The organism is Pseudomonas sp. NFR16 (assembly GCF_900108875.1).
Lineage (GTDB): Bacteria > Pseudomonadota > Gammaproteobacteria > Pseudomonadales > Pseudomonadaceae > Aquipseudomonas.
The window spans coordinates 1,903,302-1,926,820 of sequence record NZ_FNYJ01000001.1 but is presented as its reverse complement, the minus strand read 5'-3'; the positions used below and the strand labels follow the sequence as shown (position 1 = coordinate 1,926,820).

The following is a 23,519-nucleotide window of genomic DNA, read 5'->3' as shown; positions in this document are numbered from 1 at the left end:
AGAAAATTCAAGAACGTGAGGCGTTCAAAGCGTCTCGGAACACAGAGGCGGCCATGGGCTGGAACAGACCGTCGCTGGCCAGTGCGCGCTCGCTTTCCAGGATGACTTCGTGTGGGCGGGCCTTGATGCGCCTGGCAGGCAGCCCTGCGTAGACGCTCCATGGTTCCAGGGATTTGCTGATGACCGAGCCCGAACCCACCGCGGTGCCTTCGCCAATGGTGACGCCCGGCAGGATGACCGCATTGGCGCCGACGATCGCATGACGGCCAATGTGCACGAATGATCGTCGGGTGTTGCGATACTCCGCGGGCACGGTCGGATTGGTCAGGCCTCCGCCCAGAAAGTCATCGCTGCCGCACACCACGCGCACGCCCGATGCCAGCCCGGAGAAATCCTCGAACACAACCGTGCCGCCGCCACTGATCGAGCAGAACGAGGATATGTGGACATAACTGCCGATGTAGAGCGGCGCCGTGGCATATATGAACACGAAGTCGTCAATGATGACGTTCGAACCGATGCTGATGAACTCCCGGCCATACACTTTGGCGCCGGGGTAGATTTTGACGTTGTCGCCCAGCGTGCGAAAACCTTCGTTTACTTCGTTTGAACGGCCCATCGTCGACTACCTCTCACTGCCCACAGACTACTTCGTGCCGATATAAAGAACGCTTTGCTCGGTGATGCCCTGTTGCCGGAACGTGCCTTGGCCGAACGATCGAGAGTCGAGTTCCAACAGTTCGAACCCGCCCGCGCGGATGCGCGACATGTAGTCCTGCTTGGCATACATGCGCACATGGTCATCCTGGCCGAATCGCGCCCAGCGCACATTGACGTCGGTTTCATCCGGGTCTTCGTCGGTGTGTTCTGCGGTCAGCAGAATGGGCACCATCAGGATCGCCAGGCCATTTTTGTCGAGCACACGATAAAGTTCGGCAATGGCTTTGCGGTCGTCGGGGACGTGCTCCAGGACATGGGAACAGACGATGAAATCGAAGCTGTTATCGGGGTAGATATTCATGTCCATGATGTCGACGATGTCGTCCGCCAATGGGGAGAACAGGTCGGCGGAGCGGTACTGGCTGTCCGGAATGCTGCGCAGAAACCGGGACAGCAAGGGCGCAGGCGCAATGTCCAGAATCCGCAGCGGCCGTCCTTCTGGGCGCCTCACGAACGTTTTCACGAACAACGCATACAGACGATCGCGATCCGACGCTGCACACTGCGGACAGCTGTACTGCCCGGTGTTCAGGGTTTCGAAATCATCAAGCGAGTAGCTGACGTTCAGCTCGTTGAGCATTTCGAAGTAATGGGACGCAAGCGGCAAGAAGTTCGCGAACTGCGACGAACACACCGAACAACTACGCATTAATTGACTCCGTTTCTGGCCTGAACAATGACGTCCAGAACATGGGTGATTTCTTCATCGGTGAGACTGTCGAAAATCGGCAGGCACAGGATCCGGCTGGACACGCTTGTGGCGATCGGCAGATTTTGCACGCGGGCAGACTCCAGCCCGCGATACATCGGGAACGCCGAAATCAGTGGGTAGAAATACCGACGCACGAGGATGTCGCGAGAGCGGAAGCGCTCGAACAGCTCGTCTCGGCTCAGCGGAAACTGCGAATTGACCAGAATCGGGAAGTACGAATAGTTGTGGCCTTCGCGGTCCGGCCAGGCGACCTCGATGCCTTCGATATTCGAAAGCGCTTCGCGGTAGATGGTATCTACGCGCTGGCGGCGGGCCAGGGCGGCGTCGATGTGCTTGAGTTGCAGCACGCCAAATGCCGCATTGACCTCGCTCATTTTACCGTTGATGCCTGGGGCGACCACGGTGATTTCATCGGCGAAACCGAAGTTCTTGAGATAGTCGATACGCTGTTTGGTCTTCGCGTCCGGGCAGATGATCGCGCCGCCCTCGAAGGTGTTGAACACCTTGGTCGCGTGGAAGCTCATGACTGAAAGGTCGCCGTGCCGCAGGATGCTTTGCTGGTTCTCGCGTACGCCGAAGGCGTGGGCCGAATCGTAGATAACCTTCAGGCCGTAGCGGTCGGCAATGCGCTGGATCGCTTCGACGTCACAAGGCTGGCCGTAGCAGTGAACCGGCATGATCGCGGTGGTCGCCGGAGTGATGGCTTCCTCAATCCGCGCAGGGTCGAGGTTATATGTGTGCGGATCGATGTCCACGAACACCGGTTTGAGGCCGTTCCACAACAGCGAGTGAGCGGTGGCCACGAACGAGTACGGCGTCGTGACGACTTCGCCCGTGATGCGCAATGCCTGTAAAGCGGTGACGAGGGCGATGGTGCCGTTGGTAAACAGCGACAGATGTTCGACGCCCAGATACACGGCCAACTCTTTTTCCAGTTGCTGGTGGAACGGGCCGCCATTGGTCAGGGTGCGACTGTCCCAGATCCTTTCCAGGTACGGGATGAATTCTTCAAGCGGCGCGAGCATTGGCCGGGTAACTGGTGTGGTTTTGCTCATCAGGTCTGCGCTCTAGTTAGGCTGCTGCTCAATGGTCGGGTACGAATACGTCCCGCAGACCGAAGCCGCTGTCAGCAAAATGGCGTTCGCGCCGGTCATGACACGAAATAGCAAGAACCCGGCCAATTCCTGCCGGGCTCGCCAAGGCCCAGGATTTGCCGACTCCGCTTGATATTCCGAACGACTGACGCTTATTTTGTACGCCTTGCCGCTGTGCGGCCTGCCAGAAAAACAAAGGATTTGAGTCATGAGTAGCGATGGCCACAATTCACTCGCGCAGCGATTGATGGGCATTGATGAAATTGAATGTGTCACCCCGGACCTCAACGGTGTGCCACGCGGGAAGGTGATGACGGCGCAAGGGTTTCTGGAAGGCCGACGCCTGCAGATGGCCCGCGGCGTGCTGCTGCAATGCATCATGGGCGGCTACCCGCCGGCAAAATTCTACGGCAGCGACGATGGTGATCTGGCGCTGGTCGCCGATCCGCAACAGATTCACCGTCTGCCCTGGAGCGACGAGCCTCGCGCGCTGGCCATCTGCGATGCGGACGAGTTGACCGGCGAAAGCTCCAGTCTCTCGACCCGCGGCCAGCTCAAGTCGGTGATCGCCCGTTACGCCCGCTATGGCTGGTCGCCGGTGGTGGCGACCGAGCTTGAGTTCTTCGTGTTCGCACCCAACAGCGACCCGACTCAACCATTCAAGCCGCCGGTCGGGCTGGACGGCCGCCGCGAAGAAGGACGCTCGGCGTTCAGCGTTAGTTCCAACAACGGCCTGCGACCCTTCTTCAGCGAGGTCTACAAGGGCATGGCGGCTCTTGGCCTGCCGCGGGACACGTTCATGCACGAAATGGGCGTCAGCCAGTTCGAGATTAACCTGCTGCACGGCGACCCGTTGCTGCTCGCCGATCAGACGTTCCTGTTCAAGCATCTGCTCAAGGAAGTCGCGCTCAAGCATGGTCTGACTGTGGTCTGCATGGCCAAGCCGCTGGCGCACACGCCGGGCAGCTCGATGCACATTCATCAGAGCGTGGTGGAGACGGCGACCGGCAACACCCTTTTCAGTGACGGGCGGGGCGAAGCCACCGCCGAATTTCGCCATTTTCTCGGCGGGCAGCAGGCGGCGATGGCGGACTTCACCGCATTGTTTGCGCCCAACGTCAATTCGTACCAGCGGTTGTGCCATCCGTTTGCCTCGCCAAACAATGCCTGCTGGTCACACGACAATCGCGCCGCCGGCCTTCGCATTCCGGCCAGTGCGCCAGTCGCCCGACGGGTTGAAAACCGGCTTCCCGGTGCAGATGCCAACCCGTATCTGGCCATTGCAGCTAGTCTTGCAGCCGGGCTGTACGGGATCGAGCAGAAACTGGAACCGTCGGCACCGATTCAAGGAGAGTTTGTCGTGCCGGATAATCTTTCCCTGCCATGTACCTTGCATGCCGCTCTAGAGCGTCTGAAACGCAGCCCATTGGCCAAGGAACTGTTTGGGACCGAATTCATCGAAGGCTACATCGCATCGAAGACCCTGGAACTGACCAGTTTCTTCGATGAAATCACGCCCTGGGAGCGCCGAGTATTGGCTCAGGATGTGTGAACACCATTGCGAGCCATGCTCCTTCGGAGTGATGCACGTGGTATGTCGTTGAAAACAGGCGAGCAGGCTCGATCAGAGCGCCCGGTGTAGGGCGCTTGCGGCCTTATCGCGTGTTGCGTGCGACGTCTGACGTTTGTTCGTGATGGTTTCACACAGTCTGAAGCACCCAGGCTCAAGAACCGCGGTTCGGGAATCCTCTCTGATGAAGGTTTCCCGTTTTTGGAAAGCCGATGCGCCAAATCTGGAAGTCCTTTAGAGCGCTGTATTTCGCCTCGCTGATGATGTTGATCGGCTCGGGCCTGTTGAGCACCTACCTTGCCTTGCGTCTGGCGGCCGATCAGGTCGATGGCTTGTGGGTCGGTGCCCTGATGGCCGCCAACTATGTCGGTCTGGCGCTGGGCGGCAAGATCGGCCACCGGCTGATTGGCCGGGTCGGGCACATTCGTGCGTATGCGACGTGCGCCGGGATCGTCGGCGCTGCCGTTCTGGGGCATGGTCTGGTGGATTACCTGCCGGCGTGGATCTTTTTGCGCATGATCGTTGGCCTCGGGATGATGTGCCAGTACATGGTCATCGAGAGCTGGCTCAACGAGCAGGCATCGCCCAAGCAGCGTGGCCTGGTGTTCAGCGGCTACATGATCGCCTCGTACTTGGGGCTGGTGCTCGGCCAACTGATTCTGGTGATCCATCCGCAGCTGGGCCCTGAATTGCTGATGCTGGTGGCGTTGTGTTTCACCCTGTGCCTGGTGCCAGTGGCGATGACCCGCAGCATTCACCCGGCGCCGATGCGTCCGGCGCCGCTCGAACCGTTGTTCTTCATGCGCCGCGTACCGCAGTCGCTGACCACGGTGTTGAGCGCCGGTCTGATCATCGGCTCATTTTATGGCCTGGCGCCGCTGTATGCCGCGCAGCAGGGGCTGTCCACCGAACATGTCGGTATGTTCATGGCCAGTTGCATCGGCGCAGGCCTGCTGGTGCAAGGCCCGTTGGGCAGGTTGTCGGACCGCTACGATCGTGCCTGGCTGATTCGCGGCGTGGCGGGGTTGCTGGTACTGGCCGCGCTGCCACTGGCGATTTTCCCCAGCGTGCCGATGGAGGTGTTGCTGGCGGTCGGGTTCGTGGCGTCGCTGCTGCAGTTCTCGCTCTACCCGCTGGCGGTCGCGTTTTCCAATGACCACGTCGAAGGCGAGCGCCGCGTGTCGCTGACGGCCATGTTGCTGATGACCTATGGCGTGGGCGCCAGTATCGGACCGCTGGTCTCGGGCGTGCTGATGAAGATGTTCGGCAGCAACATGCTGTACGCCTTCGTCTGCTTCACGGCACTGGTGCTGGTGCTGCGTATTCGTCCCAAAGCCGTCACCAACCTGCACCAGGTGGAAGATGCGCCGCTGCATCACATCGCGATGCCGGACAGCATGTCCAGCTCGCCGCTGGTCGTGGCGCTTGACCCTCGGGTCGATGAACAAGTGGTTCAGGACCAGATGCAGACCGCGACCGACGCGACGGAACCGGAGCAGCCCGGTGCCGAGACCGAAGCCGGCCCCGAACGCGTGGTGCCGTCAGGCGAAGGCGTCGTGCGGCCGGTTGCGGTGGTCGATGACGATGTCACCACCGTCGCGCAAGACGCCCGGCCGGACGCGGTTCACGATGCATCGCGGGATGTCGGCGTCGACCGCCCGCTCTGACGCGAGACCTGGCGGCTGCAAACGCCGCCCGGTTCCCGGCCTCTTCGCGAGCAAGCTCGCTCCCACATAAGGTCTGCGTGTTGCCGGGCATCCGATGCTTGCGCGAGCGGGTGAGAGCAAGTTGCTCGGGCCGCCATCGGACGAACACTGATTTCCAACCACGGTATCTCCACAGCATATACCGGCCTCTTCCCGGCTGAAGCCGGTCCTACGGACGCTGCAGGTTTTTCGTAGGACCGGCTTTAGCCGGGAAGGCGTCGGGTGGTGTTACGCCGTGGATCGAATGGAGCGCCAAAGACAGTGGCTCATCTCCACGAAAATCCAGCGTCCGACTTGGCATCCGATGCTTGCGCGAACCTGGTGGAAGCGAGCTTGCTCGCGAAGGCTGACGCGAAGGCATGCAGGGCGTTGATGCCGGGGTATGGACAGTCGCCGCAATCGCTGCGGCGCAGTACGGGATCGGTTTGTCAGCGTTCTGATCGTTCGGGTGCGGGGCGCTTGCCGCAAGCGCCCGCTGGCCGGTTGAATCAGAAGTCGTCGTCTTTGTCGAAGCGACGGGCTTCGCGCTGCAGCTGGTAGACGAAGCGTTCGACCTGACGCTGCACCAGTCCACTCATGTTGTGGAAGCGCACACCGGCAAAAGTGATGTTGATCTTCTCTTCGAAGTGCAGGTAACGCAGCTCGACCGGCGTGGTCATGGCGCCGAAGGGCAGGTGAGCGACGAAACGCTCGTAGACTTGTCCCAGTTGCATGCGTTCAGACACATCGCCTTCGAAACGCAGCTTGCAGCCGGTCGCGGAGATGTCGAGCAGTTTGCCGCGCAGCGGCGACTTCAGCTTGTCCCCGCCGATTTCAATGTCGACCAGCGACGCCAGCTTCAAGGCCGCGCGGAAGGCATTGCGGCGCTGGTGATAAACGACTTCTTCAGGCATCGGTCCGCGATAGCAGCGCGGATCATCGATGACGTCCATCTTCGCTTTGACTTCCCAGGCGATACGAACGCCATCATGGAAGCCTTCGACCCGGAATGCCTCGCCGTTGGCCAGAAAGCGTTCTCCATCGCGCGGGATCATTTCATCCAGCGTGATTTCGTTGCTGTCACGGTCTACGTCTGTCACATAACTCTGGAAGCGTTGGCTACGCTCGTGAAAAGTGATGATCAGCGGATCATGGCTTTCCATCAGAAGCCGCAGGTTGGCGGCAATTTCCAAAGGCGTGGTCAGTACCTTTGGGGGCTGCGGAACATCTTCCGCGCTTAAGGCATTCACGGTTTTCCATCTCCAGGCAAAAAACGACAGCGTGCGACGCGAGGCATTTTGCCATCATGTCGCGCGCCTTGATACAAGAACTTACGCCTGGCTAAGCGGACGTGGTCTGGCTCTACCGGACGTCGAACCCCGGCTGTCATACAGCGTCGGCGTGTCGCCACCGTTGAGGATTCGCAGCTGCTGCGCCGTTGTGAGCTGCTGCAACTGAATGAGGCTGCCGTTCTGCTCGTTGGCCGCCTGACATTCGCTCATCAGCGTGCTGAGTTCGTCGCTTGACTTCAACAACGCTTCGCCAACCGAAGAATGCTTCGCCACTTCTTCCAGTCCCGCACGGTTGGCGGGCAGGCCAAGGCTCGTCATCAGCTGGGTGCGTCTGCGTCCGTGCTGCTCAAGGACAATCACCAGCGCCTGTTTTTGCGCCAGGATGTGTTCCATTTCGACCATATTGCGGCCGTGAAGCGCCAGTGACTCGGCCTTCAGGATCTCCAGCAGATGCCGGGTCGGCGCAATATCGTCCGTGATCAGTTGAAGCAAAGTAGTGTCTTGCATCGCATGCCCTGGGATTTAAGCGTCCAGAAGCCCCTGCGCAGACCGGGGGCTAGCGCTGGGCTTCGAAATTAAGCAGTTTGTTCGCAACACGGTTGCTGTCGACCTTGTAACTGCCGTCGGCGATCGCCGCCTTCAACTCAGCCACGCGGCTGCTGTTGACGACTGGCTGATCACGCAACGAATCAGTGATCTTCTGCAACTGTTGAGCTTCGCTGCTCAAATGTACTGCCTCGCCGCTGCCGTTCACGCTCGTCGAAGTGCTCACCGCAGCCGGAGCTTCGGTTTTGCTGGCTTCTTTCGTGCTGGAAGTACGAGTTGTACCCCCAACGGCATTGGAGCTATTCAAACGACTGAAGTCGATGACCATGATTGAAAACCTCTGGGTTCTAGGACGCTTGCCTTGGTTTCGGCCAAACCCGGAATAACTTTAGGGCCAGTGCGAAAACAGTCTCGAATAGACTTCGCATAGGACATGACGGTTCCGAGTGTAGGAAAAGCGCAAGCGTTGCGCCAGAGGTTACGGCCCTTTACATAGGCACCTCGACCTGCCCGGGGGCGACGATGTTGGCCTTGATCACGCGCTGAGAATTGAGGTTTTTCACCCGTATTTGCTCGTTCAGACCGCCTGCCGACAGGGCCTCGCCAGGCATGCGCACACTCATCGAACCACTGCGAGCGCTGATGACGACCTGATCGCCTTTGCGGACCATCTGCGGCTGTTCCAGATGTACGGGCGTCAGAATCTGATCGATGACCGTTGGTCGGACAAGTTTCTGCCCGATCGCCTGATCCACCGAATCCAGGAAACCCTGGCCGAGCAAGCCCACGTCGCGTTCGCGCATCGCCACATCACCTTCGGCAACGATCGCATCGCGCTTCATCGGCCGGACCACGGTCACGACATTGCGATAAAGATGTACCTGGGCAGGCACGAACACCGTCCATGGAGCACTGCCTTCGCAACGCAACTTGACCGTGACGCGGCCGATGGGCTGCGCAGGGCTTTCCAGGGTGGCTGTCAAATCCTTGTCGCAGTGCGGCATGCGCAGACGCGGATCCAGTTGTTTGACTTCGATTTCATATCGGCCTGCGGTTTGGCTGGTAGCCAGATAGTCTTCAACGGTGAATTCAAGAAAGCCCTGGGTGACGCCGATAAGTTGTTCAGGCAGCGTCACATTGTCCGCACGGCTCAGGCCGGCGGTGCCAAGCAGACACACGGCAGCCAGCACGCAGAAAAAGCTGCGGGTTGCAGTGGCGAGGCGTCGGGATACTGTCATTTGTCTGTTCATGATTGGGTAAATAGCAAGGCCCGTGCCGTATGCTCATCCAGCAACGCGCAATTGGTCGATTTGGGGAGGAGCAGTGCATGGCTGGTGTTTTGGATTCAGTTAACCAGCGCACTCAACTGGTAGGGCAGAACCGCCTTGAACTGTTGTTGTTCCGGCTGGACGGCAAGCAGTTGTATGGGATCAACGTGTTCAAGGTAAAAGAGGTGCTTCAGTGCCCAAAACTTACCCACATGCCCAAATCCAGTCCGATTGTGCGCGGAGTGGCAAATATTCGGGGCGGGACCATTCCCATCCTCGATCTGGCGATGGCGACCGGTTCGACAGCGCTGGGCAATATCGATAATGCGTTCGTGATCATCACCGAATACAACACCAAGATTCAGGGTTTTCTGGTGCACTCGGTTGAACGCATCGTCAACATGAACTGGGAAGACATTCATCCACCACCCAAGGGAACCGGTCGCGACCACTACCTGACGGCAGTGACGCGGATCGACAATCAATTGGTCGAAATCATCGACGTGGAGAAAATCCTCGCCGAAGTGGCGCCGGTTTCAGAAAATATTTCCGCCGGCGTGGTGACCGAAGAAGTGCAGCACAAGGCGTTGTCCCTGCGTGTGCTGACGGTCGACGACTCGTCGGTGGCGCGCAAGCAGGTCACGCGTTGCCTGCAGACCGTTGGCGTGGAGGTCACCGCGCTCAATGATGGTCGGCAAGCGCTGGAGTTCTTGCGCAAACTGGTGGACGAAGGGAAAAAACCGGAAGAAGAGTTCCTGATGATGATCTCCGACATTGAAATGCCGGAGATGGATGGCTATACCCTGACTGCCGAGATCCGCAGTGATCCGCGCATGCAGAAGCTGCACATCGTCTTGCATACATCGTTGTCGGGCGTTTTCAACCAGGCAATGGTGAAGAAGGTCGGAGCGGACGATTTCCTGGCAAAGTTTCGGCCGGACGATCTGGCAGCTAGAGTGGTAGATCGTATCAGGGCGGCAGATATCAGCTGAGGAGGGAACCTCCCTCCTTGCTGTTCACATGATTTGAGAGGCGGCATGTCTACAGGTAATTTGGATTTTGAACAGTTCCGGGGCTTCCTGGAAAAAGCCTGTGGCATCTTGCTGGGTGAAAATAAACAGTACCTGGTGTCCAGTCGGCTCAACAAGTTGATGGAACAGCAGGGCATCAAGTCGCTGGGCGAGCTCATCCAGCGGATCCAGACCCAGCCGCGCAGCGGGTTGCGCGAACAGGTCGTGGATGCGATGACGACCAACGAAACCTTGTGGTTTCGCGATACGTATCCATTCGAGGTGCTCAAGAACAAGGTCTTGCCCGAGCAGATCAAGGCGAGCCCGGGGCAGCGACTGCGCATCTGGTCGGCAGCCTGTTCGTCGGGGCAGGAGCCGTATTCGCTGTCGATGTCGATCGATGAGTTCGAGCGCAGCAACCCGGGGCAGTTGAAGTCGGGTGTGCAGATTGTCGCAACGGATCTTTCCGGCAGCATGTTGAACAACTGCAAGACGGGTGAGTACGACAGTCTGGCGATCGGTCGCGGTCTGTCGCCTGATCGTCTGCAGCGTTATTTCGATCAGAAGACGCCCGGGCGCTGGACGGTGAAGGCGCCGATCAAGAGTCGTGTGGAGTTTCGGTCGTTCAACCTGCTGGACAGTTATGCGGCGCTGGGCAAGTTCGACATCGTTTTCTGCCGTAACGTGTTGATCTACTTTTCGGCGGAGGTGAAGAAGGACATTCTGCTGCGCATTCACGCGACGCTGAAGCCGGGCGGTTATCTGTTCCTTGGGGCGTCCGAGGCCCTGAACGGTTTGCCGGATCATTATCAAATGGTCCAGTGCAGTCCCGGGATCATTTATCAGGCCAAGTGACGGGCTGCGATTGTGATTGGATGAAAACCCCGTTGGATCGGGGTTTTTGTTTCTTTGGGTTTTGATTCTTGCAGTGTTGGGCAGATCGTCCGATGCGGCCCAGAGCAAGTGCGCTCCTACGTCTTCGGCAGAATCAAAAGCGGTGACGCAAGTCGCTTGTGCTCTTGTTTTTGATCTTCCTGCCCTCGTCAGCCCGGACGCGACCTCAGCGGCAAAAAAACGGCACCTGCGTTGCCGCTTTCCTCGCCATCAGCGGAAATCACTTGCCGCTTTTCTGGCATCTGCGCCATCAACCTCCCCTGTAGCCCGCGAAATACGGTGCTTTGAAAAACTGGCACGACGCTTGCTATCTCTCTGTCACGAACATCTGGTCAACCGGTAAAGGTTCCCGACATGAGCATCAGCTTTGACAACGCACTGGGCATTCACGAAAAGGCGCTGAACTTCCGCGCTCAACGTGCCGAAGTGCTGGCCAACAACATCACCAACGCCGACACGCCGAACTACAAGGCGCGCGACCTGGATTTCTCCAAGGTGCTGGCCGCTGAAAGCGACAAGGCCAACAAGGGCACTTTCGCCCTGAACATGACCAACAACCGTCATATCGAAGCCGAGGGCCTGACCGACAGCGACGCGAGCCTGCTGTACCGCACGCCGTCGCAACCATCGCTGGACCAGAACACCGTCGATGCTCAGGTCGAAAATGCCAACTACGCCGAAAACGCCATCGGTTTTCAGGCCAGTTTCACGTTGCTCAACAGTAAGTTCAAAGGGCTGGTATCGGCCCTGCGCGGAGAGTAATTCATGTCTCTATCCAGTGTTTTCAATATTGCCGGTAGCGGCATGAGTGCCCAGAACACTCGCCTTAACACCGTGGCCAGTAACATCGCCAACGCCGAAACCGTGTCCTCGAGTCTGGACAAGACCTACCGCGCCCGTCACCCGGTGTTCGCGACGGTCTTCCAAGGCCAGGAGTCCGGCGGCAGCGCTTCGCTGTTCGAAGACCAGGGCCAGGCCGGCACCGGTGTTCAGGTTTCCGGCATCGTCGAAGACGCTTCCAACCTGGAAGCGCGTTACGAGCCAAACCATCCGGCCGCCGACAAGAACGGTTACGTCTATTACCCGAACGTCAACGTCGTCAATGAAATGGCAGACATGATCTCGGCCAGCCGTTCGTTCCAGACCAATGCGGAAATCATGAACACCGCTAAAACAATGATGCAGAAGGTCCTGACCCTCGGTCAGTGATAAGGGGCTCATGCAATGACCGTTACTAACGACACATCCAGCAGCGATTACATCAAGTCGCTGCAGACCGTCACCTCCGGCAAGGCGGGCGACAGCAGCACCGGCGCCAGCACGCTGGGCAAGGATTCGTTCCTGCAACTGCTGGTCACGCAGATGCAGAACCAGAATCCGCTCGATCCTCAGGACAACAGCGAGTTCGTGGCGCAACTGGCGCAGTTCAGCAGCCTTGAAACCATGCAGAACCTGAGCACCTCCGTCGACGCGATCGGTGGCATGTATCAGTCCTCGCAAGCGTTGCAGGCGTCTTCGCTGGTCGGCCGCTCGGTGATCGCCGACACCGGCTCAACCCACGTCGACACCACCAAGGGCATGACCGGTTCGGTCGTGGTGCCTTCGACCAGCACGACGACCTCCGTCAATATCTACGACAGCACCGGCACCATCGTGCGCACGATTGATCTGGGTGAGCAGAAAGCCGGCAAGGCCAGCTTCACCTGGGACGGCAAGGACGAAGCAGGCCAGACACTGGCCGCCGGCAACTACAGCTTCAAGGCGACCGGCAGCCTGGATGGCAAGAACACTGGCTTGAGCACCTACCTGCCTGCAACGGTGACCAGTGTCACCATGGGTACGGCGGGCAGCGCGATGACCCTCAACCTGGCCGACGGCACCAACATTGCCTTGTCCAAAGTTCAACAAATCGGAATCTAGAGCCGACTAGACGGCGCAGGAGTTAAAGATGTCTTTCAATATCGGTCTTAGTGGGCTCTACGCAGCGAACAAAAGTCTCGACGTCACGGGCAACAACATTGCCAACGTTGCGACTGTCGGCTTCAAATCTTCCCGTGCGGAGTTTGCCGACCAGTACGCGCAATCCATCCGTGGAACTTCCGGTGGCACTAACGTAGGCAGCGGTGTTTATACCGCAGCGGTCACTCAGAACTTCACTCAGGGTTCTCTGACCACCGGCACCGGTCGCGATCTGGACCTGGCGATCAACGGTAACGGCTTCTTCATGATGAGCAACAATGGCGAGAAGCTGTACACCCGCGCCGGTAACTTCCACACCGACTCGGCCGGCAACATCATTGATACCAACGGCAATAACCTGCAGGGTTACGGCGTTGATGCCAATGGCAACGTGATGACCGGTGTTTTGACCAATCTCAAGGTCGACACGTCGAACATGGCGCCGAAAACCACCGCCAACATCACCATCAAGTCGAACCTGAACTCGTCCGAGCCGATCAACACCGGCGCGGCGTTCGATCCGGCGGACACCACCACCTACACCTCGACTTACAGCACCCCGATCTACGACAGTCAGGGTAACGCACACACGCTGTCCCAGTATTTCCGCAAGACAGACACCAACTCCTGGACCATGTACACCCTGATCGACGGTCGCAACATGTCCGATCCGACCACCGAGCCGGCTGTTGCTGCGGATCAGACTCAGTTGAAGTTCGATGAGTCGGGCAACCTGATCACTACGCCTGCGCCGGTTTCCACGGGCGGTGTGACGGTCAACGCCGACGGTACGTTCACGATCCAGGACTGGCAGCCTGCGCAGAGCAAAACCGTAGGTTCGACCACGACTTGGGTCGAGAACGGCGCCGCCAAAGTGGACATGAAATTGAACATGCTGGCGACCACCCAGACCAACGCTGCGGCGGGCGCAATTTCGAAGAGCCAGGACGGTAACTACACCGGCCAGATCAGCGCCATGAACGTTGACTCCAGCGGCAACCTGTTCGCCACGTACACCAACGGCGAATCCCGCGTGATCGGCCAAGTGGCGCTGACCACATTCGCCAACGTCCAGGGCCTGGCCCCGGCGGGCGGAACCATGTGGCGCGAAACGTACGCTTCGGGCATCCCGGTCACCGGTGCTCCAGAGTCGGGTACGCTGGGAAACATTACCGGTTCTGCGCTGGAAGAATCCAACGTCGACCTGACCGGCCAGCTGGTTGAGCTGATCAAGGCGCAAAGTAACTATCAGGCGAACGCGAAAACCATTTCGACTGAAAGCACCATCATGCAGACCACGATTCAGATGACCTGATAACGGTCGATTGACTGCGGTACTCAAGCCCCTCTTTGGAGGGGTTTTTTTTGCCTGCCGTATGCCTGCTGCTGCCCTTTCAATGGCGTTTAAAACATGGAGAGCGGTCCCACTGATTAACTGGAAAATTCCTACTTTCGTTAATGCGAGACTCGAATCGCTGGCAAACCAATACCGTTGAAGGCTGCCGTCTGGCTGCACAACGGCATTTGTTTGTCTGCGCACATTCAATGCATTGACGAACGTGTCGTTCAACACGACTCAGGGAGTGTTCATGTCATTCAATATCGCAGTGTCCGGTTTGCACGCGGCGCACACGCGCATGGAAGTGGCGGGCAATAACATCGCCAACGTCGGCACCGCCGGCTTCAAATCTTCGCGAGCGGAATTCTCTGCCGTTTATTCCTCGTCTTCACTCGGCGCCAGCCGCTCCGCCAGTGGCGACGGCGTGCGCGTGGCCGGCATCTCGCAGAACTTCAAGCTCGGCGACGCAATGGCGGGTCAGAGCAGGGCGCTCGACATGCGCATTCAGGGCAAGGGTTTTTTTGTCATGAGCGACGGCGGCACCATCAGCTACACCCGGTCGGGCGCCTTCCTCAAAGATGCCGAAAACTTCGTCGTCGATACTCACGGCAGCCGCTTGCAGGGTTATGCCGTGACGCCGGACGGCAAGGTGATCAGCGGGGTGCGCAGCGACCTGAAAATCGATACGGCGAGCATGGCGCCCAAAGCCACCGGCAAAGTGGAACAGATTCTGGTGCTGGATTCGGCGGCCGCGTCGCTGGATGTGCTGCCGGCGTTCGATCCCGGTAATCCGCAGACCTACACCCGTGTGTCGAGCCTGACGATTCAGGACGCCGGCGTGCCTGCCGTCAAGGAAGTGCTGGGCACCGATGCCAGCGGCAATCAGTATGTTCAGGTGCCGGCCAAGCCAGCGGTCCCGCCTCAGGACCACGAGCTCAAGCAGTACTTCGTCAAAACCGCAGACAACAACTGGACCTCGTACATTCTGGTCGACGGCGTCAGTCCGCTGGATCCCTACAGCACGACGCCGCTGGAAATCGGACTGCAGACTTCCGCCGCAGGCAACCTTTCCCTGACCGGAGCCGACGCAGCGGTCAAGGTGGTTTCCGACACCGAACTGTCGTTGCACAGGTGGCAGCCGGCGATTCAGGTCAACGGGCGCTGGACACCGAGCCCTGCGGCGGGTCCGCTCTCGGTTGCGCTGCCGCTGGCGGATGCCGGCGGCCCGTTTCTCGACCCGGCCGATGCGCTGATGCCGCGGGCGGTTCCGGCATTCGACCGGTCCGACATCTCCACCTACAACAAGGCATTCACTAATGGCATCTTCGACAGTCTGGGCAATCGCCACGAGATCACTCAGTACTTCGTCAAGGACGGCAGCAATAGCTGGAAAATGCACCTGCTCGTCGATGGGCGCAATCCGCAAAATCCCGACAGCACCGAGGCGTTGACGGCCAGCATGCTGTTCAGCGCCGACGGTTCGCTGCGCTCGCTGCTCGGCGGCCCGGGCCTGTCGGCGGACAACAACCAATTGACGCTCAATGGCTGGGTGCCGGCCAAGCCCCTGGTCAGCAACAAGCCGGACGGTCGCTGGGTCAGCAACGGCGCAGTGGGCAACGCGGACGGTATCGTTCTGGACTTCGGCAAGCTGAGCCAGCACCGGGGTGAAACGGGCAGTTCCGGCGTGGTGGTCGACGGCCACAGCGCAGGCGAGGCCACCGATCTGTCCATCGACAGAAACGGCATGATGAGCACGGGTTTCAGCAACGGTGTGCGGCGCAACATCGGCCAGATCATGCTCGCCAGTTTTGCCAACGAGCAGGGCCTGCAGCCGGTCAGCGACACGCGCTGGGTGGAGACCCACGGATCCGGCGTCGCCAATTACGAGACACCGGGGATCGGCGCGCTCGGCACGATCGTCAGCCACTCGCTGGAAGGCTCGAACGTTGCGCTGACCCACGAACTGGTGGAGCTGATTCAGGCGCAGACGGCGTATCAGGCCAACTCCAAGACGCTGTCCACCGAGGCTGAATTGATGCAGACGCTGATTCGCGCAACCTGAGGCCGGTTGCACGCTGGCCGACGCCGTCGAGCGGCGTGTGTCGCTGTCGTCAGATCGAGCAGTCGGCCTTCACGAACGCATTGCTCACACGGATCCAGCCCTTGCCGGGGCTGGTCTGCGCACAGACCGTCCGGTCCTTGCCTTGCCACAGGTAATAGGGCGCTTGTGCCGCCATGACCACAGTCGAGCAGGCGGCGAGGGAAAAGAGCAGGGCAAAACGCAGACGCATGACAGTTTCCTGTTGGCAGAAAGGCCGGTGAGCAAAGCGCTGCAATTATCGCTCCTCGTGAGGGTTTTTTGGCGTCCGCCGACCGGGATTTTCCGGAAAGCGGCGGTCCGCCGTCGCGCAAGACAGTTCGCGCGGGCCCGCGTGGGTTCTTCGGCCCGTAACTGCTGGAAAATCAGCCGTTTGTATCGCATCTGAAAAACTGGTTCGATTATTGCTATGACCTCAGCAGTACAGCTACAGGCGGCAAGCGTCTGTCGGAGGAGGAAGACTGTGGACAAGTTGCTTTACGTGGCCATGAGCGGTGCGTCAGAAAACGCCATCGCGCAAAAGGCGCATGCCAACAACCTGGCGAACGTCTCGACCAACGGGTTTCAGCGTGACCTTGAACAGGCCCGCTCGATGCCGGTGTTTGGCGAGGTCATGCCGTCTCGCGCCTATGCGATGAGCGAGCGCCCGGGCACCGACTTCAGTCAGGGTTCGATGATCGATACCGGCCGCGAACTGGACGTTGCCGTCAAAGGCGATGGCTGGATGGCGGTCCAGACGCCTGACGGCGGCGAAGCCTACACCCGCACCTCCAGCATGAACATTGACGCCCTCGGCGTGTTGCGTGATGGCAATGGTTTGCCGGTCATGGGCAACAGCGGGCCGATTGCCGTGCCTCCACAGCAACAGATCGAGATCGGCGCCGACGGCACGATCAGCGTTCGCTCTCTGGGTGAAACGCCTCAGGTCATGGCCGAGATCGACCGCATCAAGCTGGTCAAGCCAGACCTTGGAAACATGGAAAAAGGCCCTGACGGTCTGATGCACACCAAAGACGGCAGACCGGCGCAAGCCGATGCCAATGTGCAGGTGGAGTCCGGATTTCTGCAGTCGAGCAACGTCAATGCGGTCGAGGAAATGACCTCGGTGCTGGCGTTGTCCCGTCAATTCGAACTGCACATCAAGATGATGAAGACCGCCGAGCAGGATGACGAGTCGATGGCTCGCGTCTTGCAAATGGGCTAATGACTGACAGCTTGCGCCGACAATCAGGCGCTCGAGGAGATTAACGAATGCTTCCGGCACTCTATGTAGCGAAAACCGGTCTGGCCGCTCAGGACATGAACCTGACGACCATTTCCAACAACCTGGCAAACGTGTCGACCACGGGTTTCAAAAGTGATCGCGCCGAATTCCAGGACCTGCTCTATCAGATCAAGCGCCAGCCTGGCGCTCAGTCCACTCAGGACAGCGAGCTGCCTTCCGGTCTGCAGCTGGGTACTGGTGTGCGCATCGTCGGCACGCAGAAAAACTTCACTGCCGGCAGCCTGCAAACCACCAACCAGCCGCTGGACATGGCCGTGAACGGTCGTGGTTTTTTCCAGATCCGTCAGCCTGACGGCACCCTGGCGTACACCCGTGACGGTACCTTTCACCTGGACCAGAACGGCCAGATCGTGACCTCCAGCGGTTACGCACTGGAGCCGGCGATTGTCGTGCCACAGGATTCGCAAACCTTCACCGTCGGCGAAGACGGCACCGTATCGGTCACCACTGCTGCAAACGCCGCGACCCCGCAGGTGATCGGCAACATCCAGACCGCGGACTTCATCAACCCGGCCGGTCTGCAGTCGCAAGGCGGCAACCTGTACCTGGAGACCGCTTCCAGCGGCGCGCCTCAAGTGGGAACGCCAGGCCTGAACGGTCTGGGCGTGGTCAAGCAGAACACCCTGGAAAACTCCAACGTCAGCACCGTTGAAGAGCTGGTGAACATGATCACCACACAGCGCGCCTACGAGATGAACTCCAAAGTGATTTCGACCGCTGACTCGATGCTGCAGTACGTGACCCAGAACCTGTAAGTCGCCACGAGCGATGGGCTGAACGGAAACTGAAACACCTGATGTCCTGCAACGAAACACCTGATCAATCCGACGGGGCGTCTGAAAAACGCCTGCTACACCGCGAGGTTTTAAGTGTCATGAAACGGCTTTCTGTATTGCGGCTTTCCCTGTTCGCAGCACCGCTTTGCGGTATCGCGCTGCTGACCGGTTGCGTTGCGCCTTCGGCCAAACCCAATGACCCTTACTACGCGCCTGTGTTGCCGCGAACACCGCTGCCGTCGGCGGCCAATAACGGCTCGATCTATCAGGCTGGTTTCGAGCAGAACCTCTATGGCGATCGCAAGGCTTACCGGGTCGGTGACATCATCACCATCACCCTGTCCGAGCGTACCGCTGCCAGCAAGGCCGCCAGTTCCGGTATCAGCAAGACCAGTAAAACCAGCCTGGGCCTGACTTCGCTGTTCGGCGCCGGCGTCAGCACCAACAACCCGATCGGCAGCGGTGACTTGAGCCTGGATGCAGGCTATACCGGCGATCGTGCAACCAAAGGCAACGGCACTGCCGCGCAGAGCAACACGTTGACCGGCTCGGTGACGGTCACGGTAGCCGATGTCTTGCCTAACGGCATTCTGGCGGTGCGGGGCGAGAAATGGATGACCCTCAATACCGGTGACGAACTGGTGCGCATTGCAGGCCTCATCCGCGCCGACGACATCGCCACTGACAACACCGTTTCGTCGACCCGCGTGGCCGATGCGCGGATCACTTATTCCGGTACGGGAGCCTTCGCCGATTCCAGCCAGCCAGGTTGGTTCGACCGATTCTTCCTCAGTCCGTTGTTCCCTTTCTGATACCGGGATAGCCATGATCACGTTCAAGCAACTGATAGCGGCAGCGCTGTTGTTCACCGCAGCGCTGGGCGCTCACGCCGAGCGCCTGAAGGACATTGCCAGCATCTCGGGCGTGCGGACCAACCAGTTGATCGGTTACGGTCTGGTGGTGGGTCTGAACGGTACGGGTGACCAGACCACCCAGACGCCGTTCACCCTGCAGACCTTCAACAACATGCTGTCGCAGTTCGGCATCAAGGTTCCGGCAGGTTCGGGCACCGTGCAGCTGAAGAACGTCGCGGCGGTGGCCGTGTATGCCGACCTGCCACCGTTCGCCAAGCCCGGTCAGCAGATCGACATCACCGTGTCGTCCATCGGTAACTCCAAGAGCCTGCGCGGTGGCAGCCTGTTGATGACGCCGATGAAAGGTATCGACGGCAACGTCTATGCGGTCGCTCAAGGCAACCTGGTCGTCGGTGGTTTTGACGCCGAAGGCCGTGACGGTTCCAAGATCACCGTCAACGTTCCGTCTTCGGGTCGTATTCCTGGCGGTGCTTCGGTAGAACGCGCCGTGCCGAGTGGCTTCAACCAGGGCAATTCCCTGACGCTGAACCTCAACCGCAACGACTTCACCACGGCCAAACGCATTGTCGACAAGATCAACGATATGCTTGGCCCGGGTGTTGCACAGGCTGTGGACGGCGGCTCGGTACGCGTGACGGCGCCTCTGGATCCGAACCAGCGTGTCGACTATCTGTCGGTGCTGGAAAACCTGGAAATCGATCCGGGTCAGACCTCGGCCAAAGTCATCATCAACTCGCGTACCGGCACGATCGTCATCGGTCAGAACGTCAAGGTTTCGCCTGCCGCGGTCACTCACGGCAGCCTGACCGTGACCATCACCGAAGACCCTGTCGTCAGCCAGCCGGGTGCGTTCTCCAACGGCCAGACCGCCGTGGTGCCGCGCTCCAAGATCAACGCGCAGCAGGAGATGCATCCGATGTTCAAATTCGGTCCGGGCACCACGCTGGACGAGATTGTGCGAGCGGTCAACCAGGTCGGCGCGGCACCTGGCGACTTGATGGCGATTCTCGAAGCGCTGAAACAGGCTGGCGCCTTGCAAGCCGATCTGATCGTGATTTAAGGGAAGGGCGATGAGTATTCCTACTGGCTCAACGGCAGGGACAGTCAGCGATTCGGGGGCGTACACCGACCTCAATCGCTTGGCCTCCCTGAAGAACGGCGGCGATCGTGACAGTGATGCGAACCTGAAAAAGGTGGCGCAGGAGTTCGAGTCGCTGTTCGTCAGCCAGATGCTCAAGGCCATGCGTTCGGCCAACGAAGTGTTGGCCAAGGACAACCCGATGAACACGGCCGCGACCCGCCAGTATCAGGACATGTACGACCAGCAGTTGTCGGTCAGCATGTCCCGCGAGGGCGGCGGCATCGGCCTGCAGGACGTGCTGATGCGTCAGCTCTCCAAAACCAAAAATGCTCAGGTGGCGCCTGCCACGGGCGAGCTCAATGCCGCCGCGAAAACCGATGGGGCACCGGCGCAGACCGGCCTTGCCACGCGGGTTGCGCAGCGTCCGTTGTGGGCCAGCCGTTCGGTGGCGCCAGCGACCACTGACGGTGCCGTGCACAACGACGTCGCGGCGCTCAATTCGCGTCGTATCTCGCTGCCGAGCAAGCTCAGCGATCGCATCATGGCTGGCATCGTGCCGAACACGGCGGCCGGTCAGGATGCGGCCACCGGCGCGACGACCCTGAAAAATCGCATTGCCGTCTCCAACGCCGTGGCAGCCGCCAAGCGCGCCGGCAGCCAGGGCAACGGCGACTGGACCATCGGCCCGGAATTTGGCGCCCAGGCCAACAGCTTCGTGCGCAGTCGCGTTCAGACCCCGCTGGCACCCGGCAAAGCGGCGTTCGCCAATGCCGACGAATTCGTCGCCACCATGCTGCCGCTGGCCAAGGATGCTGCCGCGCGTATCGGCGTCGACCCGACCGTGCTGGTGGCGCAGGCGGCGCTGGAAACCGGCTGGGGCAAATCGATCATGCGTCAGTCCGATGGCAGCAGCAGCCACAACCTGTTCGGTATCAAGGCGCAGACCGGCTGGCAAGGTCCGGAAGCCCGTGCAATCACCAGTGAGTTCCGCGACGGCAAGATGGTCAAGGAAACGGCGGATTTCCGTTCCTACGACTCGTACGCCAGCAGCTTCCACGATCTGGTCAGCTTCCTGCAGAACAACAATCGCTATCAAGCCACGCTGAAATCTGCCGATAACCCGGAACAGTTTGTGAAAGAGCTGCAAAAGGCCGGTTACGCCACGGACCCGGACTATGCCAGCAAGATTTCTCAGATAGCGAAACAGATGAAGAGTTACCAGAACTACGCAGCCGCATCGGGCTCTTCCACGACTTTATAAGGTTTGAACCATGTCACTGATTTCAATTGGGCTTTCGGGACTGAACGCCAGCAGTGCAGCGATGACCACCATCGGCAACAACACTGCCAACGTTGACACGCTCGGTTACTCGCGTCAGCAGGTCATGACCACTGCAGGTGCGCAGCAGAACATCGGTGTGGGTTTCATCGGCACCGGTACCACGTTGTCCGACGTGCGCCGCATCTACAACGGCTTCCTGAACACCCAGGTTCAAACCAGTACATCGCTCAACTCCGATGCCCAGGCGTATCTGGGGCAGGCCAGCAAGCTGGACTCGATCCTGTCCGACAGCTCGACCGGCATCAGTTCGGTCATGGCCAACTTTTTCACCAGTCTGCAGAAGCTGTCGACCACGCCGACCGGCTCGGCCGAGCGCAGTGATTTCCTGAAAAGTGCTTCGGCGCTGTCGGGCCGCTTCAATGCGATCTCGACCCAGCTCAAGGATCAGAACGCCGGCATCAACAGCCAGTTGACGACCCTCACCGGTCAAGTCAACTCGCTGGCGTCCTCGATTGCCGACCTGAACAGCCAGATCACTCAGGCCAAGGCCACCGGCAACCAGCCCAACTCGCTGCTCGACGCGCGCGATGAAGCGGTGCGTCAGCTCAACGATCTGGTCGGGGCCAAAGTCGTCGAGACCAACGGCAACTACGACATCTACATCGGTACCGGCCAGCCGCTGGTGACCGGCAGCAAAGCCAATACGCTCAGCGCGTCGCCCAGCGACAGCGACCCGAGCGTCTACTCGCTCAAACTCAATTATCAGAACAGCACCGTCGATGTCACATCGGTCGTCACCGGCGGCACCATCGGTGGTCTGGTGCGCTACCGCAGCGACGTGCTGCAACCGGCAACCGCCGAGCTCGGTCGTCTGGCGCTGGTGGTCTCCGACGAGATCAACAGCCAGCTGGGGCAGGGCGTGGACGCCAATGGCGCGTTCGGCTCCAACCTGTTCAACAGCGTCAACGACCCAAGCCTGCTGACTCAGCGCAGCCTGGCCAACAAGAACAACGACACCACTTCGGGTAACTTCGCGGTGTCGATCACCGACGCCAATGCGTTGACCACCAATGACTACCAGGTGACTTTCGGCACCGGCGGCCAGTACAGCGTCAAGCGTCTGCCTGACGGCAAGGACATGGGTTCGTTCAACACCGCTGACCCGGCGCCGGTCATCGACGGCTTCTCGCTCAAGTTCAACGGTTCGTCCGCCGAGGGCGACAGCTTCAAGATCAGCCCGACCAAAACCGGCGCCGACGGCATCAAGACCGTGATGACCGACACCAAGAGCCTGGCCATGGCCGCGCCGCTGACCGGCACAGGCAACTTGAAAGGGACCGGGACTTTCACCCAGCCTGTTCTGGCGACGACGTCGAACATCTACGACTCGACCGCCAAGGCTGACCTGCAGAGCGCCATTTCGGGCTCCATGCCGATGCGTCTGGTCATGGGCGATGTCGCCGCGGACGGTTCGCAATCGTACAAACTGCTCGATTCCACCGGCCAGCCAGTGCTGGACAAGTCCGGCAACGCGGTGGGCGGTCTGATCGTGCCCGGCAGCAACAACGACTTGACGCTGGACATCGGCTACACCGACTCGGCCAATGCGGCCCAATCGTTCAAGATCAATATTTCTGTCGCCGGCAAGCCGGCTTCGGGCGATACCTACAGCATCGCCATGACCGGTGCGGGTTCGTCCGATAACCGCAATGCGCAATCGTTGCTCGGGCTGCAGACCAAACAGACGGTCGACACCTCTGCCGGCAACGGCACCGGCATGAGCATGAGCGATGCCAACGCCAAGCTGATCAGCACGGTCGGCTCGCAAGCCAATCAGGCCAAGAGCGATGCGGCGGCGACTTCCGCCGTGCTCGATCAGGCCAAGTCGTCGCGTGACAGCGTTTCGGGTGTGTCGCTGGATGAGGAAGCCGCCAACCTGGTCAAGTACCAGCAGTACTACACGGCGTCGTCGCAGATCATCAAAGCCGCCCAAGCCATTTTCAGCACGCTGATCAACAGTCTTTAAGGAGTCG

Annotated in this window: 23 protein-coding genes; 15 read left to right on the top strand and 8 right to left on the bottom strand. The window is 59.7% G+C overall.

The window, feature by feature from the left end; genetic code table 11:
• Positions 1-7: 7 nt before the first annotated feature.
• From BMZ10_RS08555 to vioA, 3 genes are read right to left on the bottom strand one after another with little or no spacing between them, the layout of a single operon-like run.
• Positions 8-619 (bottom strand): acyltransferase, encoded by a 612-nt coding sequence (locus BMZ10_RS08555; RefSeq protein ID WP_093459786.1) that lies wholly within the window; start codon positions 617-619, stop codon positions 8-10.
• Between the two features lie 27 nt (positions 620-646).
• Positions 647-1,369: a class I SAM-dependent methyltransferase gene (locus tag BMZ10_RS08550; protein WP_093459784.1), complete on the bottom strand. Its 723-nt coding sequence runs from the start codon at positions 1,367-1,369 to the stop codon at positions 647-649.
• Complete coding sequence (vioA, locus tag BMZ10_RS08545; RefSeq protein WP_093459782.1) at positions 1,369-2,487, bottom strand: dTDP-4-amino-4,6-dideoxy-D-glucose aminotransferase VioA; 1,119 nt, start codon at positions 2,485-2,487, stop codon at positions 1,369-1,371. The genes BMZ10_RS08550 and vioA overlap by 1 nt, the downstream gene beginning before the upstream one ends.
• Positions 2,488-2,836: 349 nt before the next feature.
• On the opposite strand from vioA, the gene BMZ10_RS08540 reads away from it, so the two are divergent.
• Positions 2,837-4,078 carry a glutamine synthetase family protein gene (locus tag BMZ10_RS08540; protein ID WP_177182086.1) on the top strand — a complete coding sequence of 414 codons (1,242 nt, stop codon included), beginning with the start codon at positions 2,837-2,839 and terminating at the stop codon, positions 4,076-4,078.
• 230 nt (positions 4,079-4,308) lie between these two features.
• Positions 4,309-5,763 carry an MFS transporter gene (locus tag BMZ10_RS08535; protein WP_093459776.1) on the top strand — a complete coding sequence of 485 codons (1,455 nt, stop codon included), beginning with the start codon at positions 4,309-4,311 and terminating at the stop codon, positions 5,761-5,763.
• Between the two features lie 527 nt (positions 5,764-6,290).
• Here the strand turns inward: BMZ10_RS08535 and BMZ10_RS08530 are convergent.
• From BMZ10_RS08530 to flgA, 4 genes are all read right to left on the bottom strand, one after another.
• Positions 6,291-7,031, bottom strand: coding sequence for a flagellar brake protein (locus BMZ10_RS08530; protein WP_093459773.1), 741 nt, complete (start codon positions 7,029-7,031; stop codon positions 6,291-6,293).
• Positions 7,032-7,112: 81 nt separating this feature from the next.
• Entirely contained in the window at positions 7,113-7,580 is a 468-nt protein-coding gene (locus BMZ10_RS08525; RefSeq protein ID WP_093459770.1) for a flagella synthesis protein FlgN, read from the bottom strand.
• 49 nt (positions 7,581-7,629) lie between these two features.
• A complete protein-coding gene (gene flgM / locus BMZ10_RS08520) occupies positions 7,630-7,947 on the bottom strand; it encodes a flagellar biosynthesis anti-sigma factor FlgM (RefSeq protein ID WP_093459767.1) in 318 nt (105 codons plus the stop codon).
• A gap of 160 nt (positions 7,948-8,107) precedes the next feature.
• The gene (flgA, locus tag BMZ10_RS08515; protein WP_177182062.1) at positions 8,108-8,869 is read right to left on the bottom strand and encodes a flagellar basal body P-ring formation chaperone FlgA; all 762 of its coding nucleotides are present in this window, start codon (positions 8,867-8,869) and stop codon (positions 8,108-8,110) included.
• 77 nt (positions 8,870-8,946) lie between these two features.
• Between flgA and BMZ10_RS08510 the strand changes: the two genes are divergently transcribed.
• The 7 genes from BMZ10_RS08510 to BMZ10_RS08480 all read left to right on the top strand — a co-directional run bounded on the left by BMZ10_RS08510 (position 8,947) and on the right by BMZ10_RS08480 (position 16,151).
• On the top strand, positions 8,947-9,879 hold the full coding sequence (locus BMZ10_RS08510) for a chemotaxis protein CheV (protein WP_093459761.1): 933 nt from the start codon (positions 8,947-8,949) through the stop codon (positions 9,877-9,879).
• A 45-nt stretch (positions 9,880-9,924) separates the two neighbouring features.
• On the top strand, positions 9,925-10,752 hold the full coding sequence (cheR, locus tag BMZ10_RS08505; protein WP_093459758.1) for a protein-glutamate O-methyltransferase CheR: 828 nt from the start codon (positions 9,925-9,927) through the stop codon (positions 10,750-10,752).
• A gap of 393 nt (positions 10,753-11,145) precedes the next feature.
• Positions 11,146-11,553 carry a flagellar basal body rod protein FlgB gene (flgB, locus tag BMZ10_RS08500; protein ID WP_093459755.1) on the top strand — a complete coding sequence of 136 codons (408 nt, stop codon included), beginning with the start codon at positions 11,146-11,148 and terminating at the stop codon, positions 11,551-11,553.
• A 3-nt stretch (positions 11,554-11,556) separates the two neighbouring features.
• Positions 11,557-12,000, top strand: a complete 444-nt coding sequence (gene flgC / locus BMZ10_RS08495) for a flagellar basal body rod protein FlgC (protein WP_081568811.1) — start codon at positions 11,557-11,559, stop codon at positions 11,998-12,000.
• A gap of 15 nt (positions 12,001-12,015) precedes the next feature.
• Positions 12,016-12,711, top strand: coding sequence for a flagellar hook assembly protein FlgD (gene flgD / locus BMZ10_RS08490; RefSeq protein ID WP_093459752.1), 696 nt, complete (start codon positions 12,016-12,018; stop codon positions 12,709-12,711).
• A gap of 28 nt (positions 12,712-12,739) precedes the next feature.
• Complete coding sequence (flgE, locus tag BMZ10_RS08485) at positions 12,740-14,065, top strand: flagellar hook protein FlgE (RefSeq protein ID WP_093459749.1); 1,326 nt, start codon at positions 12,740-12,742, stop codon at positions 14,063-14,065.
• 274 nt (positions 14,066-14,339) lie between these two features.
• Entirely contained in the window at positions 14,340-16,151 is a 1,812-nt protein-coding gene (locus BMZ10_RS08480) for a flagellar hook protein FlgE (protein WP_093459746.1), read from the top strand.
• A gap of 49 nt (positions 16,152-16,200) precedes the next feature.
• On the opposite strand, the gene BMZ10_RS08475 is transcribed toward BMZ10_RS08480, so the two are convergent.
• The gene (locus BMZ10_RS08475) at positions 16,201-16,380 is read right to left on the bottom strand and encodes a hypothetical protein (protein WP_093459742.1); all 180 of its coding nucleotides are present in this window, start codon (positions 16,378-16,380) and stop codon (positions 16,201-16,203) included.
• A 270-nt stretch (positions 16,381-16,650) separates the two neighbouring features.
• Here BMZ10_RS08475 and BMZ10_RS08470 point away from each other — a divergent pair, with 270 nt between their 5' ends.
• From BMZ10_RS08470 to flgK, 6 genes are all read left to right on the top strand, one after another.
• Positions 16,651-17,391 carry a flagellar basal body rod protein FlgF gene (locus BMZ10_RS08470; protein ID WP_093459738.1) on the top strand — a complete coding sequence of 247 codons (741 nt, stop codon included), beginning with the start codon at positions 16,651-16,653 and terminating at the stop codon, positions 17,389-17,391.
• Positions 17,392-17,438: 47 nt separating this feature from the next.
• Complete coding sequence (gene flgG, locus BMZ10_RS08465) at positions 17,439-18,227, top strand: flagellar basal-body rod protein FlgG (RefSeq protein WP_093459735.1); 789 nt, start codon at positions 17,439-17,441, stop codon at positions 18,225-18,227.
• Between the two features lie 119 nt (positions 18,228-18,346).
• Complete coding sequence (gene flgH, locus BMZ10_RS08460) at positions 18,347-19,060, top strand: flagellar basal body L-ring protein FlgH (protein WP_093460178.1); 714 nt, start codon at positions 18,347-18,349, stop codon at positions 19,058-19,060.
• A gap of 13 nt (positions 19,061-19,073) precedes the next feature.
• A complete protein-coding gene (locus BMZ10_RS08455; RefSeq protein ID WP_093459732.1) occupies positions 19,074-20,183 on the top strand; it encodes a flagellar basal body P-ring protein FlgI in 1,110 nt (369 codons plus the stop codon).
• 10 nt (positions 20,184-20,193) lie between these two features.
• Complete coding sequence (gene flgJ / locus BMZ10_RS08450) at positions 20,194-21,465, top strand: flagellar assembly peptidoglycan hydrolase FlgJ (RefSeq protein WP_093459729.1); 1,272 nt, start codon at positions 20,194-20,196, stop codon at positions 21,463-21,465.
• Positions 21,466-21,475: 10 nt separating this feature from the next.
• A complete protein-coding gene (flgK, locus tag BMZ10_RS08445; RefSeq protein WP_093459726.1) occupies positions 21,476-23,512 on the top strand; it encodes a flagellar hook-associated protein FlgK in 2,037 nt (678 codons plus the stop codon).
• The last annotated feature ends 7 nt before the right edge of the window (positions 23,513-23,519 follow it).

Coding starts and splice junctions, on each gene's coding strand:
- BMZ10_RS08555 (WP_093459786.1), bottom strand. CDS start 619: ATGGGCCGTTCAAACGAAGTAAACGAAGGTTTTCGCACGCTGGGCGAC.
- BMZ10_RS08550 (WP_093459784.1), bottom strand. CDS start 1,369: ATGCGTAGTTGTTCGGTGTGTTCGTCGCAGTTCGCGAACTTCTTGCCG.
- vioA (WP_093459782.1), bottom strand. CDS start 2,487: ATGAGCAAAACCACACCAGTTACCCGGCCAATGCTCGCGCCGCTTGAA.
- BMZ10_RS08540 (WP_177182086.1), top strand. CDS start 2,837: ATGACGGCGCAAGGGTTTCTGGAAGGCCGACGCCTGCAGATGGCCCGC.
- BMZ10_RS08535 (WP_093459776.1), top strand. CDS start 4,309: ATGCGCCAAATCTGGAAGTCCTTTAGAGCGCTGTATTTCGCCTCGCTG.
- BMZ10_RS08525 (WP_093459770.1), bottom strand. CDS start 7,580: ATGCAAGACACTACTTTGCTTCAACTGATCACGGACGATATTGCGCCG.
- flgM (WP_093459767.1), bottom strand. CDS start 7,947: ATGGTCATCGACTTCAGTCGTTTGAATAGCTCCAATGCCGTTGGGGGT.
- flgA (WP_177182062.1), bottom strand. CDS start 8,869: ATGAACAGACAAATGACAGTATCCCGACGCCTCGCCACTGCAACCCGC.
- BMZ10_RS08510 (WP_093459761.1), top strand. CDS start 8,947: ATGGCTGGTGTTTTGGATTCAGTTAACCAGCGCACTCAACTGGTAGGG.
- cheR (WP_093459758.1), top strand. CDS start 9,925: ATGTCTACAGGTAATTTGGATTTTGAACAGTTCCGGGGCTTCCTGGAA.
- flgB (WP_093459755.1), top strand. CDS start 11,146: ATGAGCATCAGCTTTGACAACGCACTGGGCATTCACGAAAAGGCGCTG.
- flgC (WP_081568811.1), top strand. CDS start 11,557: ATGTCTCTATCCAGTGTTTTCAATATTGCCGGTAGCGGCATGAGTGCC.
- flgD (WP_093459752.1), top strand. CDS start 12,016: ATGACCGTTACTAACGACACATCCAGCAGCGATTACATCAAGTCGCTG.
- flgE (WP_093459749.1), top strand. CDS start 12,740: ATGTCTTTCAATATCGGTCTTAGTGGGCTCTACGCAGCGAACAAAAGT.
- BMZ10_RS08480 (WP_093459746.1), top strand. CDS start 14,340: ATGTCATTCAATATCGCAGTGTCCGGTTTGCACGCGGCGCACACGCGC.
- BMZ10_RS08475 (WP_093459742.1), bottom strand. CDS start 16,380: ATGCGTCTGCGTTTTGCCCTGCTCTTTTCCCTCGCCGCCTGCTCGACT.
- flgG (WP_093459735.1), top strand. CDS start 17,439: ATGCTTCCGGCACTCTATGTAGCGAAAACCGGTCTGGCCGCTCAGGAC.
- flgH (WP_093460178.1), top strand. CDS start 18,347: ATGAAACGGCTTTCTGTATTGCGGCTTTCCCTGTTCGCAGCACCGCTT.
- BMZ10_RS08455 (WP_093459732.1), top strand. CDS start 19,074: ATGATCACGTTCAAGCAACTGATAGCGGCAGCGCTGTTGTTCACCGCA.
- flgJ (WP_093459729.1), top strand. CDS start 20,194: ATGAGTATTCCTACTGGCTCAACGGCAGGGACAGTCAGCGATTCGGGG.
- flgK (WP_093459726.1), top strand. CDS start 21,476: ATGTCACTGATTTCAATTGGGCTTTCGGGACTGAACGCCAGCAGTGCA.